Source organism: Streptomyces chattanoogensis (assembly GCF_001294335.1).
GTDB lineage: Bacteria > Actinomycetota > Actinomycetes > Streptomycetales > Streptomycetaceae > Streptomyces > Streptomyces chattanoogensis.
In genome coordinates, this window is sequence record NZ_LGKG01000196.1 from 1 (window position 1) to 14,291 (window position 14,291).

Sequence of the window (14,291 nt, forward strand, 5' to 3'; positions counted from 1 at the left end):
CACACCGGTCAGCAGCACGTTCCAGGTGAAGATCGGCATCCGGAACATCGTCATGCCGGGCGCGCGCATGCAGATGATCGTGGTGATGAAGTTGACCGAGCCGAGGATGGTGCCGAAGCCGGAGAAGGCCAGACCCATGATCCACATATCTCCGCCGACGCCGGGGGAATGGACGGCATCGGCGAGCGGCGCATACGCGAACCAGCCGAAGTCGGCGGCCCCTTGCGGAGTGAGGAAACCGCCCACGGCAATCAGGGATCCGAAGAGATAGAGCCAGTAGGCGAGCATGTTCAGCCGGGGGAAGGCGACATCGGGGGCGCCGATCTGCAGCGGCATGATCCAGTTCGCGAATCCGGCGAACAGCGGCGTCGCGAACATCAGCAGCATGATCGTGCCGTGCATCGTGAACGCCTGGCGGGGAGCTTCATGCTCCGTAGGTGTCCGGGGCCGCCGCACACTTCACCGTCTCCGGGGACGAAGGGGCGTCACGGCCGGGTGTGAAGTCTCACCCGGGGAAGGTGTGAAGATCGGGGCCATGCCGGACACCAACGGTTCATGAGCACGGACGACGCCTTCGCCGATGCCTACCGCGCGCACTACTGGGCGGTCAGCCGCTTTGTGGCGCGGCGGCTGGACGGGCAGGCACATGAGGTCGAGGAAGTGGTGGCGGAGGTCTTCTCCATAGCCTGGAGACGCCGCGCCGAACTCCCCGACGCCCCGCTGCCGTGGCTGTACGGGGTGGCCCGGAACTGCCTGGCCAACACGGTGCGCGGGCTCGGGCGCTACCGCCGGCTGCTGCACCGGATCGGCCATCACGAGGCGGCGCACGGCAGGCAGACCGTGGACAGCCCCGACACGGAACGTCCCGGCTCCTGGGTGCACGACGTGCTGGCCCGTCTCTCGGCCGCCGATCAGGAGGTGCTGCGTCTGACGGCCTGGGAGGAACTGACCGTAGAGGAACTGGCGGTGACGCTGGGGTGCGGGCAGAGCGCGGCGGCGATGCGGCTGCACCGGGCGCGGCGGCGGCTTCGCGCGGAAATCGACCGTACGCGGATGACCGTGTCCGTACGAGCAGGAGACGATGGCAATGGGTGACGAACTGGATCTGCTGCGCGCGGCCGATCCCGCCCGGGCCGACGACGGCCCCTGGCGGGACGGCCCGCTGCACGCCCGCGCCGAACGCGGCCTGAACCGCCTGCTGCACAGCGCACGGACGAAGCGGGCCCGGCGGCGCCTGGTGCTCAGGGCCGAGGCCGCCGTGCTCGCCCTCGGCGCCGCGCTCGCCTTCACCTTCTCCGATGCCGGGTCCGGCAAGGCCGTTGCGATGCCCGTCGCACTCGCCCCGCGCGCCGACGCCCCCGCCGTCCCGCTGGCCGAGCTCGCCCGCCGGGCCGAGGCCAGGGCGCGGACGGCCGGCGCCGCGGACGGGCCGCACAGGGGCAGCCATCTGCAGAGCTGGTATCTGAGCATGAGGACGGGCCCCGATGCCGCGCCGCCGGTCACCGTGCCCGAGGAACGCATCACCCGGTGGCGCGCGGACGGCAGCGGCTCCGAACTGGTCGTGGCCACCGACCCGCGGCTCCCCGGCCGCCCGGTGATCAACGACACGGGCGGCAGCTGGCACACCGTCAACGACGGCAAAGTGCTGCACCGCAAGACCTATCCGGCGGGTTCGGCGGACGGGCAGCGGCAGCGACGCCTCACCGTCCGTACGAAGCCGCCGACCGACCCCGGCGCGCTGCGCGACCAGCTTGCCACGCTCTACGGGGGCGGAGGGGGCGGAAGAGGCGACACGGCGGGCCCGGCAGGCGCCCGGACGCCGCAGCTGCTGCTCGCGCTCTCGTCCCTGCGCCAGGAATGGACACCGGGGCCGCGGGAGACGGCGGCCATCGTCCGGGTGCTGGCGGATGCGGAGGGCCTGCGTCCGGCGGGTGCGGTCACCGACCGGCTGGGCCGCCGCGGTCAGGCATATGTCTACGACGGCCCGGACGGCGGCCGGAACGCCACCCGCCAGATGGTGATCCTCGATCCCCGGACCGGACAACTCCTGGGCAGCGAGATCACGTTCACAAAGAACCTTCCCGACTTGAGGATCAGGTCCGGGGAGGTGCTGTCGTACGAGGCGTGGATGCCATGAGGCGTCCCCGGGAGCGGGCCCGGGACCGGGTACGGCCTTCCGGTGGCCGGCCCGGTCAGTGGCCCAGACGGCGCAGCGCCTGCTCCGGGTAGCGTGCGCCGGCCACGGCCGCCCCGGGGACCGCCGCCCGCAGCCGCTCGGCCTGCTCGGGTGTGAGGCCCGTCCCGGCGGCCGCGGCGTTCTCCTCGACGTAGCGCACCCGTTTGGTCCCCGGGATCGGCACGATGTCGTCCCCCTGGGCCAGCAGCCAGCCGAGTGCCGCCTGCGCGGGCGTGACGCCGATCTCCGCGGCGAGACGCCGGACCTCGTGGACGAGGGCGAGGTTGCGGCCGATGTTGTCCGCCGAAAAGCGGGGCCAGCGGCGGCGGTTGTCCTCCTCGGTGAGCTCGTCCCGGGAGGCGAGCGCCCCGGCGAGCATGCCGCGGCCCAGGGGTGAGTACGCCACGACGGAGATGCCCAGCTCACGGCAGGTGGCGAGCATCTCGCCCTCCACCACGTCCCGGGTGAAGAGGGAGTACTCCAACTGGACCGCGGCGATGGGGTGTACGGCGTGCGCGGCACGCAGCGTCGCGGGGCTCACCTCGGAGAGGCCGAGATGTGCCACCTTTCCGGCCGAGACCAGTTCCGCCATGGCGCCCACGGTGTCCTCGACGGGGGTGGCGGGGTCGCGGCGATGGGCGTAGTAGAGGTCGATGCGGTCGACGCCGAGGCGTCGGAGCGAGGCGTCGCAGGCGGCCGGTACGTACCGCGGTGAGGTGTCCACGGTGTCGACGCGCCCGGTGGCGGCGTCGTGCCGCAGCCCGAACTTCGTGGCGAGGAAGACGTCGGCGCGGCGGCCCCGGTCGCGCATCCAGTGGCCGATGAGCTCCTCGTTGGCGCCGCGGCCGTAGGCGTCCGCCGTGTCGAGGAAGGTGACGCCCAGCTCGGCGGCCCGGTCGAGCGTGCGCCGGGCCTCGTCCGCGTCGGCGGGCCCGTACGCGACGGACATCCCCATACAGCCGAGACCGATCGCGGACACGGGTGCGGAGCGCTCGCCGCTGCCGAGCCGGCGGGTCTTCACCGGGTGCCGTTCCGGTAGCCGGACGTGCGCCGGTGAGCGCCGTTCAGGTCAGGTGTGCTGCCCATGACGTTCTCCCTCACGCGCTGGATCGGCTCCGCCGGACCCTTCGGGGACGGGGAAGCCGCTTGGAGGTGATCGTAACGGAGCGAACACGCCCTGGCGTCAACGGGGTTGGGCCCGCGCGCGGGGCGACGAGGGGCGCGGCCGCCGCGGGTTCCGCTGCCCGGCCGGGCCCCGGGGACACACCGCACCCAAGTGGCGGGACGTGCCCGGATGCCGGATCCTTGAGGGACGCGACGATCCATCGGCGCGGCGGCGAAGTGGGCCGTCGCGCCGTTTTCCTGCATGGCGCGCGCCACAGGGACCCGCACTCCCCCGCGTCACAGAGCGTGAGGGTTGCAGTGAATTACCGCGATATGGATCACAGACGAAAGTCCCGCGAAAATCCGCAAGGAAACGCGTTTGCCCAGCAAGGAGCGGGTAGACGACCGATCGCGCGGTCATCCGCACACTGTCCGTGATGACCCGTTCTGCCCCTATGGTCGACCTTTGCCCGTCACTCCATGGCGGGCGATGTCATGCAGTCGTCCAAGAGAGCGCAGGCGAGCGAACACGTGCCGACGCAGTCCCCCGTCGCATCCGGGGCCCCCACCCACGGCCGCGGCCCCAGCCGTACCGATGCCGCACCCGACCTGGAGAAGCGGACGTCGGACGAGGTCACCGTCGTCGACCCCGCGATGGTCAGGCGAGCGGTGTCCGCGGCCGCCCTCGGCAATGCGATGGAGTGGTTCGACTTCGGCGTCTACAGCTACATCGCCGTCACCCTCGGGCATGTCTTCTTCCCCTCCGGCAACCCCACCGCGCAGCTGCTGTCGACCTTCGGTGCGTTCGCGGCGGCGTTCCTGGTCCGCCCGATCGGCGGCATGGTCTTCGGGCCGCTCGGCGACCGGATCGGGCGGCAGAAGGTCCTCGCGATCACCATGATCATGATGGCGGCGGGCACCTTCGCCATCGGCCTGATCCCCTCCTACGCCACCATCGGCGTCGGTGCGCCGATTCTGCTGCTGGCCGCGCGCCTGGTGCAGGGCTTCTCCACCGGTGGTGAGTACGGTGGCGCGTCCACCTTCATCGCCGAGTACGCGCCCGACAAGAAGCGCGGTTTCCTCGGCAGCTGGCTGGAGTTCGGCACGCTGGCCGGTTACGTCGGCGGCGCCGGCCTGGTCACGCTGATGACCGCGCTGCTGTCCACCCACGATCTGCACGCGTGGGGCTGGCGGATTCCGTTCCTGATCGCGGGCCCGATGGGCATCATCGGCCTCTACCTGCGGATGCGTCTCGAGGAGACCCCGGCCTTCGCCCGGCTGGAGAAGGAGGCGCGCACCAAGGAGAAGGAGCGCCGCGAGGCCGAGAAGCGGATCGGCGTCCGCGAGATGGTCTTCGGTCAGTGGCGGGCGATGCTGCTGTGCGTGGGGCTGGTCCTGGTCTTCAACGTCACCGACTACATGCTGCTGTCGTACATGCCGAGCTATCTGACCTCGGAGCTGAAGTACGACGAGACGCATGGGCTGATGGTCGTGCTCGGCGTGATGGTCGTGATGATGGGCGTGCAGCCCTTCGCGGGCAGGCTGTCCGACCGCTTCGGCCGCCGCCCGGTCATCGCGGCGGGCTGCGCCGGCTTCCTGGTGCTGTCCGTTCCGGCGCTGCTGCTGATCCGCCAGGGCTCGCTGGCCGCCATCGCGCTGGGCATGGGTGCACTGGGCCTGCTGCTGGTGTGCTTCACCGCGGCGATGCCCTCCGCGCTGCCCGCGCTCTTCCCGACCAAGGTGCGCTACGGCTCGCTGTCGATCGGCTTCAACATCTCGGTCTCGCTGTTCGGCGGTACGACTCCCCTGGTGGTCACCGCGCTCATCGGGGCGACCGGCAACAAGATGATGCCCGCCTACTACATGATGGCGGCGGCCGTGATCGGCGGGATCGCCGTATGGCGGATGTCCGAGAGTGCGCGCAGGCCGCTGCCCGGTTCGCCGCCGGCCGTCGAGACCGAGGCGGAGGCCCGCGAGATCGTCCGCGCGTCCCGCGGCGCCGAAGCCGCATCGGCGGCCTGAGGCGGCCTGACGCCGCCTGACACGGCCTGAGGCGCCACTTGGGGCCGCCCCCTGGGGCGGCCTCACCGGCTCCGGCCGGTGAGGAACACGCCCGCAGGGGGAACCACAGGCACCGCCGCGCCCGTCTGTGACGCTGCCGATCACCGTGATCGGCACGTGGCGATCGGGGGACTGGGGATGGGCGCGGCTTCGGCTCGGAATGTCCGGAGCATCCGGCGGCAGCAGGCGCTGCTGGTGGTGCTGATGCTGCTGGCCATGCAGCTGGTGGCGCTGGCCAGGCCGGCGTACGCCTGCGGCTGCGGTGCGATGGTCGTCGACCCGAAGACCACCATGTCGGTGGACCGGGAGACCTCGGCGGTGCACTGGGACGGCAGGACCGAGCAGATCGTGATGAGCCTGACGGTGCACGGTGACGCCCCGGATGCCGCCTGGATCATGCCGGTCCCGCACCGCGCCACGGTGAAACTGGGCGACAGGGCGCTGTTCGACGAGCTTGCCTCGCTCACGAAGCCGGTCGAGAAGGACCGCTCCTACTTCTGGCCGCACGGCGGCGACTGGCCCTTCCGGTGGAGCGACGGGGACACGGCCGGGGCCCCCGCACCCGGCGCCGCCGGCCCGGGCGTCGGCCTCGTCGGCCGGGAGCGCCTGGGCCCCTTCGATGTGGCCCGGCTGACCGCCACCGACCCCGACGCCCTGCGCGGCTGGCTGACGTCCCACGGCTTCCGGCTGCCGTCCTCGCTCGCGACCGGACTGCGCCCGTATGTGGCCCAGCACTGGGAATACGTCGCGATCCGGCTGGCCCCCGCCCAGAAGTACGGCTTCCTGAACGGCACCCTCGACCCGCTGCGGCTGTCCTTCGCCAGCGACCGCCTGGTCTACCCGATGCGGTTGTCCCGGCTCGCCACGACGCAGCAGTCGCTGGGTCTGTATGTGCTCGCACCGCACCGGATGGAGCCGCGCGGCGCCATCGGCGGTTCGGCGCCGGAGGTCTTCTTCGCGGGCCGGATCAAGACCGAGGGGACGCCGGTGAGCGCCCTTGCCGGTACCGGCGGGGCCTTTCTGACCGCCATCGACCAGCGCTTTCCGCATCCGGAGCGGATCAGCGGCGATCATGAGCTGCGGCGGGCGGCCGCCGATACGCCGTATCGGCGGGTCCACTACACGGATGTGCTGATGAAGGCGGGCGGCGTACCCGTCTGGATTCTTGTGGTGGGCGGGGTGCTGCTGCTGGTGGTGATCGCGCTGACGGTGCGGCGGCGCAGGCGGGACGTCAGCGGGTCATGACCTCGCCGGGCCGGGGCACTGCGTCACCGCCGCGGCCCGCCGGAACGCCCCCGGTGTGATGCCGAAGCAGCGGACGAACCAGCGGTGGAAGTGCGCCTGGTCGGCGAAGCCCGCCTCGGTGGCCGCCTCGGAGGCGGGGCGGCCACCGATGAGCAGCGTGCGGGCGTGGCGCAGGCGGAGCAGCCGCTGGTAGTCGCTGGGGGACATGCCGTACGCGGCGCGGAACGCCCGGTAGAGCGCGAAGCGGCTGCATCCGGCGGCGTCGGCGAGGTCCTGGGCGGTGAGCGGCCGGCTGTAGGCGGCCCTCAGGAGGTCGCGTACCCGCCGGGCCGCCCTCGTCTGCGCACCGCCCGTCAGCTCCCGGGGCCCGGACCGGGCGGCACCCCTGGTGGCGTTGCGCCGCACCATGGCCTCGACGGCGGCGCCGAGCCGTTCCTCCCGTACGAGCGGGTCCGCGGCCCCGACCAGCGCGGGGTGCAGTCTGCGCAGCGCCCGCGCCAGCACCGGATCGTCGACCACCGGCTGGGCGAAGAGCGGCATGCTGCCGCGGCCGTCGGTGACATCGTCGAGAACGTCGCGTACCACGTCGGGACCGATGTGCATGATCCGGTAGGTGAAGCCGAGGTCGACGGCCGCCTCCCCGTCGTGCGGGTCGTCCGGGTTGAACGCCATGACCATGCCGGCGGCGCTGGTGTGACCGGCGCCGCGGCAGGTGAAGCGCTGGGCGCCGGCCTCGGTGACGGCGAACGAGTAGGCGTCATGGCTGTGCGGGTGGAACACATGCCGGACGAAGTGCGCATGCATGGCCTCCAGGGGACGCTCCGGGTCGCGCCAGTACCGCGCCCAGTCGCCGCCGCCGGTGCCTCCGCGCTCCCGGGTGTCCCCATGCTCCCGGGCGTTCCCGGCGTCCCCGTCCCGCCTCCCGTTCATGCGCCCAGTGTGCCGCGCCGCACCAGCGTTCAATACGGCGGTCCGGATGCCGGACGAGACTCCCTGCCATGACTACGCCGATCACCAGCCCCGCTGTGACTCCCCCCGCCCTCGCGACCGCGCCCGCCGCCGGCCCCGGCCCCCGCTTCGGGACCAAGATCGCCGTAATCGTCCGCGAGGACCTCGCCGTGTGGCAGAAGCTCAACGTCACCGCCTTCCTGGCGAGCGGCATCGCCCATTCCTCCGACGACATCATGGGCAGGCACCGCTACGAGGACGCCTCGGGGAACGACTACCTGGCGCTGTTCCGCGAACCGGTGCTCTGCTTCACCGCCGACTCCGGCGCGCTGTCCCGTACCCACGCCCGCGCGCTCAGCCGCGCCGTGCCGACCGCCGTCTACACCACCGAGATGTTCCGCACCGGCAACGACGACGACAACCGCGCGTCGGTGCGGGCCGTGGCCGCCGGTGACCTCGATCTGGTGGGGCTCGCGGTGTACGGGCCGCGCAACACCATCGACAAGATCACCAAAGGCCTGAAGCTGCACGGGTGACCCGTCCGGCACCACGGTGGACCTGGTCGGCGGCTCCTTTGCGCCGTACGGCACGATGGGCGCATGAGCATCGTGAAGATCAACGTGCTGACCGTCCCCGCCGAACAGCGGGAGGTCCTGGAGCAGCGGTTCGGGGCGCGCGCCGGAACGGTGGACTCCGCGGACGGCTTCGAGTGGTTCGAGCTGCTGCGGCCCGTGGAGGGCACCGATCAGTACCTCGTCTACACCCGCTGGCGGGACGAGGAATCCTTCCAGGCCTGGATGGAGGGGCCGATGAAGGCTGCTCACCAGGGCGGCGGCGAGGGCGGGGAGCGGCCCAAGCCGGCCGCGACCGGGTCCACGCTGTGGTCCTTCGAGGTGGTGCAGCAGGCGAGCCCCAAGAAGGGCTGAGCGTACGGCGGTGGCGGGCGCCGCGCGGTGTCCGTCGCCGCCGACCGCGCCGCCGAAATCGCTTGCGTCCCGCTCCCCGGCCGCGGCGACAATGCGGCCATGAGTCAGACCGCCGCCCTCCGCCTCCCCTGGACCGTTTCCGCCGAGCCTTGGGGTTCGCCCGATGCCCGGGCGCTGTTGCGGGACTACTACACCGAGGTCGCCGACCGCTACTTCGCGCTGCACGAAGGGCGGCGCGCGACGCCCGAGGAGATCGCGGAAGGCCTGGCGGAGTATCCGGACGACCATCTGACGCCGCCTCATGGCGTGCTGCTGATCGCCCGGTACGACGATGCCGTCGCCGGCTGTGCCGGGGTACGGCTGCTGGACGAGCGGACCGCGGAGCTCAAGCAGATGTTCGTAAGGGTCCCCTACCGCGGCCGGGGCGGCGCGGGCGGACTGCTCACGGCCGCCGAGTCGGCCGCGGTCCGGATGGGTGCCGGGCGCATCCGGCTGGACACCCGGCTGGATCTGGTGGAGGCGATCGCGCTCTACCGGCGGCACGGCTTCACCGAGATCCCGCGGTACCACGACGACATCTATGCGGAGATCTTCTTCGAGAAGCGGCTCGGTGTCTTCGAGGAGCGGCTGGGTGTGTGCGAGGAGCGGCTCGGCGGGTGAGTCCGGGCCGGCTATCCCTCGCCGCTCCGCAGCGGAGGTATGGAGATCAGCGGCTTGAAGTGGCCCTTGGGGTGGGGTTCGCCGACGGGTTCGCCGTCGGCTTCCACCCAGGCGTGGGCGGCGAAGGGATGGGTGCGTACGCCCGTGCACCAGGTGGGCCAGACGCCGCGTGTGCGGCAGAGCAGTGCGGTGGCGATGGAGCGTTGCAGACAGCCCTGACCGGCGCAGCGCAGGCTGACCGAGACGACCGCTGCGCGGGCCTCGAGGGCCTGGTCGGCGGTGGCCGGGGACGCGCCGCGGCGGGCGAATTCGAGGACGGTGCGCAGCCGGGCCGGTTTGGCCTTGGCGAGCAGGCGGGCGATGCCGACCGCCAGCAGCGGTACGAGCCGCCGGTGCAGGGGCAGTCGGCGTCGCTCGGCCAGCGCGACGGGCAGGCTCACGCGATCACCAGTCCCGCGGTGCGGAGTTGGCCGATCACGGTGGTGACGTCCCGCTCGGCCCGGGACGGGTCTATCCGGTGCCGGGTCGCGACGCCGGCCGCGATGTCGTCGGGGCTGAGGCCGTCGAGGAGCCCGCGCAGCACATGGGCCCCGGTGGCGTTGAGCTGCCAGTAGCGCCCGGTGCGTCCGTTGAGCAGGACGGTGCCGTCGTCGGTGTCGGTGGAGACCACGTCAGGATGCAGACGCATGGGCGTCGAACCTCCAAGCAGGGGTGGGTCGGGTGGCGGCGCGCAGCCAGGTTTCGCAGCCGATCAGCGGTTCCAGGGCGATGCTCATGGCGTTGTCCGCCTGCGGGGCCAGCAGACGGGTGCGCAGTTCGCCGGGGTCGATCAGGCCGTGGGCGGCCAGCGCGGAGTCGTCGAACAGCTCCAGGATCGCGGGCAGGTTGCGGCGCAGGCCGGAGTTGGCCTCCTCGCTGAATTCGCCCTTGGTGGAGCGGCCCAGCACCGTTTCGGGCACGATGCCGCGCATCGCCTCGGCCAGCAGCGGCTTGTAGCGCCAGGGGCCGGAGTGCTCATGGACACGGACGCCCGCCACGGCTTCGACGACCCGGTCGTCGAAGAACGGCGAGTCGAGCTGCACACCGGCCTCGGCGAACGGGCGGGCCAGCAGGCGGTACCAGGGGGCGCTGGTGCGCACCGCCAGGAGCAGCTGGTGCTGGCCGAGGTCGCGGGAGAGCGGGCGGGTGGTGTCCGCGGTGTGCCGCAGCACCTCCCGGGCCTCCGCGACGGCCGTGCCGGTGACGTAGGACGGGGCGCGCAGCGGCCACAGGCCCCAGCCCAGGCCGGGCCGGCGTTTGCGCAGCGGCGGGTCGGTGAGGTGATCGGCCTGCGCCCGCCACCATGACGCCTCGTCACCGGGGCGCACCAGCGAGGCCAGGGTGTGCAGCAGCGGCCAGCGTTCGAGCGCGGCATATCCGCGGACGTGCCGGAACGCGGCCACCGGATGGCGCCGCAGGAGACCGTGCAGATAGCCGGAGAACGGGGTGAAGAGTTCGTCGCCGCCGTGGCCGGCCAGATGGCGGTGCGATCCCCGGTCGGCGAGCAGCCGTGCGGTGTGGTGCGTGCGCGCGGCGGTGCGGACGAAGGGGTAGGGCTCTTCGGTGTCCATCAGGACGTCCGCGTCGGCGTACAGCGCGGGGAGTTCGGCGGGCGGCACCACCACGTGGTCGGCCCGGTCGAGGGCGCCGATGGAGTGGGCGGCGAAGGCGGCGTCGTCGTTGCCCGCCTCGGCCTCGCCCCATCGGAACGTCAGGAGGTCCGGGACGCTGCGGGCGGCGAGAAAGCACAGGGAGGTGGAGTCCATGCCGCCGGACAGGTCCGTGCTCAGCCGGCCCTCGGCCGGTCCGCGGTCCTGCAGGGCGGAGGTGAGCGCCTCCCGTACGGCCCGTGCCCCGGCCGGCAGCGGCTGTTCGGGGGCCGGCGGCTGCCACCACCGTACGTCCCGGGTCCGTTCGCCGTCCCACAGCAGGTAGTGGTCCGGAGCCAGCGGGGTGACGCCCTTCCACAGGGGCCGGTCGCCGAGCGCCGGCGGGACGAGCCCTCCGCAGGCAAGCCGTACGGCCAGGGCGCGTTCGTCGATTCCGGCGCCGGTCATCGCGGCCAGGACGTCGGCCCGGTCGGCGGCCACCGTCAGGCCGTTGACCCGGGTGTGGAACACCCGGCGCAGGCCGGTCAGGCTGCCCTGGACGCGCAGCCGGCCGTCGACGGAGGCGACCACGTGGCAGGAGCCGGGCAGCGCCGCCGCGAGGGTGTCCACATCGGACACCGTCCTTATCCGCGCGGTGAGTTCGGACAACCGCGTGGCGGTGACCGGGCAGACCCCGATCACCGCCACTCGTACCGGGCCCGCGGTGACCACCTGGATCTCTCCGGGCAGCCACCGTCCCACCAGCCATGGACGCCCCGACGCATGCGAGTGCACCCGCGGAGCCGCCCAGGGCACCACCACGCGCGCCTCGGCTGCGGACGCCGTGTCCGGCAGGACCACGAACCCAGCACCGGTCATCTCTGCTTGCTCCTGAGAGTCAGCCGTCGACGGTCAGCGGCCGCCGTAGTGGCCGAAGATGTCCTTGCCCCAGCCGATGAAGCCCAGCGTGTCCTCGCTGAACTCGCCGACCTCGACCAGCATCGGGGGCGCGTAGGGCTCTACGTTCGAGAGCTCGTTCTGCTCTTCCATAACAGCCTCCAACAGTACAAACCGGCAGTCATCCGACTGCCGGTTCACAAGTTAACACCCATACAAGGGACTTGATCGAACTTTTTTACGATCTAGCGGGTGATGCCCGATCCGGACGGTTAGGTTCCAGGCCAATGCCGCTGGTGGAGGGGGTGATTGAGCGGCGGAAAGCCCCTTGTCGCCGGTGAACGGGAAACGTGTTTCTCACTCGGTGGGTTCCCGGTGGGTTCCCGCTGCCCGGCCACCGTCACTTCGGCACCCCGGGCGGCCGCGGCGTCCGGTGCGGTGTGCGGGCGACGGGCTGGCGGGCGTTGCCGTCGTGCGGCTCCTCCGCGTCGGATCCGCAGAGTTCGGCGGTCAGTTCGCGGACGATTTCGGTCAGGTCGGTGGGGCAGTCCTCGGTCCACCAGTCGCCCAGCAGTTCCGCCAGGGATTCCTGGCGCGCGTCGGAGAGCCGCCCGGCCGCCTCGCGTCCGCGGTCGGTGAGCAGCAGCATCAGGCCTTCGCGTGCGGCGAGGCCGCGCTCCTCGATCTGGCGGACGCCCTCGGAGATCACGCCGAGCGGCACATTGGTGCGTTCGACGAGCAGGGCCGGTTCCACCGATCCGTAATGCCGGATGCGCAGCAGCAGCCAGCTGGCGGCCGGTCTGAGGTCGAGGCCGGCCCGCGCGGTGATCTTCTCGTAGATGTGCTTGCGGCCTTCCATGCTGCCGAGCTTGGACAGGGCGCGGGCGCATTCGTCGCGCGAGGACCGCTCGACGGGGTTGGAGGAGACCACCTCGCTGGTCTCGGGAGCGGTGACGCTGGCGCGCAGCGGCTCCTCCTTGAGGAACCAGGCCAGGGTGAAGGCGACGAGGACGACCGGGACCGCGTAGAGGAAGACGTCGGTGATGGAGACGGAGTAGGCGTCCAGGACGCGGGCAGCCGTTCCGGCCGGGAGCCGGGTGACGGTGCGCGGGTCCTCGGCGATCCTCGACGGGTCGACGCCGGGCGGCAGTTGCTGCCCGGCGAGGGCGTGGGCGATCCGCGGGCCGAGCTTGTTGGCGAAGACCGTGCCGAAGAGGGAGACGCCGAACGAGGCGCCGATGGAGCGGAAGAACGTGGCGCCGGAGGTGGCCACGCCGAGGTCCTGGTAGGGAACGGCGTTCTGCACGATGAGCACCAGGACCTGCATGACCAGGCCGAGCCCGAAACCGAAGACGAAGAAGTAGCCGCTCATCTCGGCGACGCTGCTGGCGGGGTCGAGCTGGTGCAGGAGCAGCAGGCCGAGGGTGACCACGGCGGTGCCGAGGACCGGGAAGACCTTGTAGCGGCCGGTGCGGGAGACGATCTGCCCGGATGCTGTGGAGGAGAGCAGCATGCCGAGCACCATCGGCAGCATGTGCACACCGGACATGGTCGGCGAGACGCCCTGTACGACCTGCAGGAACGTCGGGAGATACGTCATCGAGCCGAACATCGCGAAGCCGATGACGAAGCCGATGACGGCGCAGAGGGTGAAGGTGCGCAGGGTGAACAGACGCAGGGGGAGGACGGGTTCGGCGGCCCGGCGCTCCACCAGGACGAACGCGCCCAGCAGAAGGACGCCCAGTACGCCGAATCCCACGATCTGCCAGGAGCTCCAGGGGTAGGTCACACCGCCGAGCGAGGTCATCAGCACGAAGCAGGCGGCCACGGCGGCGATCAGGGCGGTGCCCAGGTAGTCGATCCGGTGCGGGGTGCGGCGGCGCGGGATGTGCAGTACGGCGGCGATGACGGCCAGCGCGACGATGCCGACGGGGACGTTGATGTAGAAGACCCAGCGCCAGCTGAGGTGGTCGACGAACAGCCCGCCCAGCAGCGGTCCGAGGACGCTGGTACCGCCGAACACGGCGCCGAACAGGCCCTGGTACTTGCCGCGTTCCCGGGGCGGCACGATGTCGCCGACGATCGCCATCGACAGCACGATCAGGCCACCGCCGCCCAGCCCCTGGAGGGCCCGGAAGGCGATCAGCTGCGCCATGTCCTGCGCGATACCGCAGAGCACCGAGCCGATCAGGAAGATCACGATCGCGGTCTGGAACAGCTTCTTGCGGCCGTACTGGTCGCCGAGTTTGCCCCACAGCGGTGTCGCGGCCGTCGAGGCCAGGAGGTAGGCGGTGACCACCCAGGACAGATGGTCGAGGCCGCCCAGGTCGCTGACGATGGTGGGCAGCGCGGTGGCGACGATGGTCTGGTCGAGTGCCGCGATCAGCATGCCGAGCAGCAGCGCGCCGATCGCGACGAGGACCGTCCGCTGGGACCGGCCCGCACCGGGTATCGCCGGAGCGCTGGTGTCCTGCGCCATGAGCGTCTCCTCCGTCCGCGGCGTGACCCGCCGTCCGTCCAGGGCGTGACCGCCATGGGGGCGGCCCGCTCCCGGCGGACCGCCCTTGGCGTTCCTTCCATCGTGGTGGGTTCCGCCCGATATGGCCTGCTGAGCGGGCTATGGCGCACCCTGCCCCCTCCGGCGGC

The 14,291-nt window shown here is 71.8% G+C and carries 14 protein-coding genes and 1 pseudogene; 7 read left to right on the forward strand and 8 right to left on the reverse strand.

Annotated elements, in window-relative coordinates; genetic code table 11:
* Window positions 1-420 (reverse strand): annotated as a pseudogene (locus ADL29_RS36455) (cbb3-type cytochrome c oxidase subunit I); the annotation flags it as partial.
* 135 nt (window positions 421-555) lie between these two features.
* Between ADL29_RS36455 and ADL29_RS36460 the strand changes: the two are divergent.
* Both ADL29_RS36460 and ADL29_RS36465 read left to right on the forward strand, forming a co-directional pair.
* Entirely contained in the window at window positions 556-1,095 is a 540-nt protein-coding gene (locus ADL29_RS36460) for an RNA polymerase sigma factor (protein ID WP_046928247.1), read from the forward strand.
* Window positions 1,088-2,137 carry a CU044_5270 family protein gene (locus tag ADL29_RS36465; RefSeq protein ID WP_053927800.1) on the forward strand — a complete coding sequence of 350 codons (1,050 nt, stop codon included), beginning with the start codon at window positions 1,088-1,090 and terminating at the stop codon, window positions 2,135-2,137. The genes ADL29_RS36460 and ADL29_RS36465 overlap by 8 nt, the downstream gene beginning before the upstream one ends.
* 55 nt (window positions 2,138-2,192) lie before the next feature.
* Here ADL29_RS36465 and ADL29_RS36470 read toward each other — a convergent pair whose 3' ends face one another.
* Window positions 2,193-3,197, reverse strand: a complete 1,005-nt coding sequence (locus ADL29_RS36470) for an aldo/keto reductase (protein WP_053927801.1) — start codon at window positions 3,195-3,197, stop codon at window positions 2,193-2,195.
* A 614-nt stretch (window positions 3,198-3,811) separates the two neighbouring features.
* Between ADL29_RS36470 and proP the strand changes: the two genes are divergently transcribed.
* Entirely contained in the window at window positions 3,812-5,302 is a 1,491-nt protein-coding gene (gene proP, locus ADL29_RS36475; protein WP_107095183.1) for a glycine betaine/L-proline transporter ProP, read from the forward strand.
* 156 nt (window positions 5,303-5,458) lie between these two features.
* Window positions 5,459-6,586, forward strand: a complete 1,128-nt coding sequence (locus tag ADL29_RS36480; RefSeq protein ID WP_425424308.1) for a DUF2330 domain-containing protein — start codon at window positions 5,459-5,461, stop codon at window positions 6,584-6,586.
* Here ADL29_RS36480 and ADL29_RS36485 read toward each other — a convergent pair.
* Complete coding sequence (locus tag ADL29_RS36485; RefSeq protein ID WP_053928053.1) at window positions 6,581-7,390, reverse strand: AraC family transcriptional regulator; 810 nt, start codon at window positions 7,388-7,390, stop codon at window positions 6,581-6,583. The genes ADL29_RS36480 and ADL29_RS36485 overlap by 6 nt on opposite strands.
* 194 nt (window positions 7,391-7,584) lie before the next feature.
* Here ADL29_RS36485 and ADL29_RS36490 point away from each other — a divergent pair, with 194 nt between their 5' ends.
* The 3 genes from ADL29_RS36490 to ADL29_RS36500 all read left to right on the forward strand — a co-directional run bounded on the left by ADL29_RS36490 (window position 7,585) and on the right by ADL29_RS36500 (window position 9,120).
* Window positions 7,585-8,070 (forward strand): DUF2000 domain-containing protein, encoded by a 486-nt coding sequence (locus tag ADL29_RS36490; RefSeq protein ID WP_078971563.1) that lies wholly within the window; start codon window positions 7,585-7,587, stop codon window positions 8,068-8,070.
* 63 nt (window positions 8,071-8,133) lie between these two features.
* Complete coding sequence (locus tag ADL29_RS36495) at window positions 8,134-8,460, forward strand: antibiotic biosynthesis monooxygenase family protein (RefSeq protein WP_053927803.1); 327 nt, start codon at window positions 8,134-8,136, stop codon at window positions 8,458-8,460.
* Window positions 8,461-8,559: 99 nt separating this feature from the next.
* On the forward strand, window positions 8,560-9,120 hold the full coding sequence (locus ADL29_RS36500; protein ID WP_053928054.1) for a GNAT family N-acetyltransferase: 561 nt from the start codon (window positions 8,560-8,562) through the stop codon (window positions 9,118-9,120).
* Between the two features lie 11 nt (window positions 9,121-9,131).
* Here the strand turns inward: ADL29_RS36500 and ADL29_RS36505 are convergent, their stop codons facing one another.
* From ADL29_RS36505 to ADL29_RS36520, 5 genes are all read right to left on the reverse strand, one after another.
* Window positions 9,132-9,560: a lasso peptide biosynthesis B2 protein gene (locus ADL29_RS36505; RefSeq protein WP_053927804.1), complete on the reverse strand. Its 429-nt coding sequence runs from the start codon at window positions 9,558-9,560 to the stop codon at window positions 9,132-9,134.
* Window positions 9,557-9,808, reverse strand: a complete 252-nt coding sequence (locus tag ADL29_RS36510; RefSeq protein WP_053927805.1) for a lasso peptide biosynthesis PqqD family chaperone — start codon at window positions 9,806-9,808, stop codon at window positions 9,557-9,559. Before ADL29_RS36510 ends, ADL29_RS36505 begins: the two co-directional genes overlap by 4 nt.
* Window positions 9,792-11,627 carry a lasso peptide isopeptide bond-forming cyclase gene (locus tag ADL29_RS36515; RefSeq protein WP_053927806.1) on the reverse strand — a complete coding sequence of 612 codons (1,836 nt, stop codon included), beginning with the start codon at window positions 11,625-11,627 and terminating at the stop codon, window positions 9,792-9,794. Before ADL29_RS36515 ends, ADL29_RS36510 begins: the two co-directional genes overlap by 17 nt.
* A gap of 33 nt (window positions 11,628-11,660) precedes the next feature.
* Entirely contained in the window at window positions 11,661-11,798 is a 138-nt protein-coding gene (locus tag ADL29_RS43180) for a lasso RiPP family leader peptide-containing protein (protein ID WP_107095175.1), read from the reverse strand.
* A 247-nt stretch (window positions 11,799-12,045) separates the two neighbouring features.
* Complete coding sequence (locus tag ADL29_RS36520) at window positions 12,046-14,124, reverse strand: MDR family MFS transporter (RefSeq protein ID WP_053927807.1); 2,079 nt, start codon at window positions 14,122-14,124, stop codon at window positions 12,046-12,048.
* Window positions 14,125-14,291 lie beyond the last annotated feature (167 nt).

Excerpts from the sequence above, each read along its gene's own strand:
- ADL29_RS36510 (WP_053927805.1), bottom strand. The coding sequence starts at position 9,808 with ATGCGTCTGCATCCTGACGTGGTCTCCACCGACACCGACGACGGCACC.
- ADL29_RS36500 (WP_053928054.1), top strand. The coding sequence starts at position 8,560 with ATGAGTCAGACCGCCGCCCTCCGCCTCCCCTGGACCGTTTCCGCCGAG.
- ADL29_RS43180 (WP_107095175.1), bottom strand. The coding sequence starts at position 11,798 with ATGGAAGAGCAGAACGAGCTCTCGAACGTAGAGCCCTACGCGCCCCCG.
- ADL29_RS36520 (WP_053927807.1), bottom strand. The coding sequence starts at position 14,124 with ATGGCGCAGGACACCAGCGCTCCGGCGATACCCGGTGCGGGCCGGTCC.
- ADL29_RS36465 (WP_053927800.1), top strand. The coding sequence starts at position 1,088 with ATGGGTGACGAACTGGATCTGCTGCGCGCGGCCGATCCCGCCCGGGCC.
- ADL29_RS36490 (WP_078971563.1), top strand. The coding sequence starts at position 7,585 with ATGACTACGCCGATCACCAGCCCCGCTGTGACTCCCCCCGCCCTCGCG.
- ADL29_RS36485 (WP_053928053.1), bottom strand. The coding sequence starts at position 7,390 with ATGCATGCGCACTTCGTCCGGCATGTGTTCCACCCGCACAGCCATGAC.
- ADL29_RS36515 (WP_053927806.1), bottom strand. The coding sequence starts at position 11,627 with ATGACCGGTGCTGGGTTCGTGGTCCTGCCGGACACGGCGTCCGCAGCC.
- ADL29_RS36460 (WP_046928247.1), top strand. The coding sequence starts at position 556 with ATGAGCACGGACGACGCCTTCGCCGATGCCTACCGCGCGCACTACTGG.
- ADL29_RS36495 (WP_053927803.1), top strand. The coding sequence starts at position 8,134 with ATGAGCATCGTGAAGATCAACGTGCTGACCGTCCCCGCCGAACAGCGG.